The sequence below is a fragment of the Oleiphilus sp. HI0086 genome, from assembly GCF_001635225.1.
This window is the reverse complement of record NZ_LWFZ01000198.1, coordinates 1-1,162: the sequence shown is the minus strand read 5'-3', so window position 1 is coordinate 1,162 and position 1,162 is coordinate 1. Positions and strand designations below refer to the sequence as shown.

1 protein-coding gene is annotated in these 1,162 nt (G+C 44.6%); it reads right to left on the bottom strand.

Features of this window, described 5'->3' with window-relative positions; translation table 11 throughout:
• Positions 1–1,162, bottom strand: a 1,162-nt coding sequence (locus A3756_RS27085; protein ID WP_197481122.1) for a hypothetical protein, incomplete at both ends; no start/stop codon positions are given.

Here is a 1,162-nt window from a genome sequence, read left to right as displayed (position 1 = left end):
AGATACGAGCTCAGCATAGACGGCATCAAGTTTCCATGGGCTCCAAATAAACTGATCAGCCACTTCAAGACGGTGTGTATACCCACGTACTCTAAAGTCTAGATAGTCTGCGTTGTATACATACGGAACACCAACGATTGCATTAGCGTTGGGAGTAGATACCACAAACTCTGGTGGTAAGTTATAAGGCCTGTCATTTCTTAGTGCAAATTTCTGTAGTGTCTTATTACCACTTTCATCGCTTATTTCAACGACAATATCTGTATGCCCACCAAAGCTGCCGGCAGTTGTCCAGGTAACTCTTGGATAGCTAAGCAAACCATTGGCATCAATAGACATGTTATAAGCGGGATCTACTAACTGGAAAGTTAATTCCTCCCCTTCAGGATCAAATGCCTCTACCTGATAAGAATATGATGCTTCTGAGGTCGTTAGCAAAGAAGGCATTGATGTTATCACAGGAGCCTGATTTTCTATCGCTTCCGTCCATGTAACATCCAGTGTGGATATCAGCTCCATTACTGTTGCTGTGATGGTATCGACTCCAGAGTTCAGCCCAGAGTAACAGAAGGTCGACTCACCCACTGAGTCAGTCATGACATAGTCAAAATCCTCATTTTCCCCAGTTGTAGCAAATGCAACTCTTACTCCTGCAGCTGGTTTACCTTCACTATCAACTGTTGTCGCCATCACGCATAGGGACTCACCAATTGAGGCAGAACCATCACTTGAGCTAAGGTCAAGTGATGCGACATCACCTGGTAAACTAAACGCCATGCCTCCAGAGTATGCATATGATTCATATCGAGCATAACCGTAGTTATACATTCCCATCGGCTCACTTGCCTCCAAAAAATGAGACCCCGTTTCAATCTCTATTTGAGCAAATGAATATTCAGTACCAGGTACCTCAGTAAATAGGCTTGTATCTACACTATTTCCATTGAGTTGGACAGAGCCGACCGCTGAAGTTGCTATGACAACATTAATAAAGTTTCTATCGATCGTATAAGCAGGTGTATTAACCAAATAGCTTTTGAGGTATTGCTCAACGGGGGTGACCACCACCATCGCTGGATCCGCTTCCACTAGCGCGGGTGTGCCTCCATAACCTCCATCAAGGTTTTGCCCCGCCATATACTGCATGACCATCACGGGATGA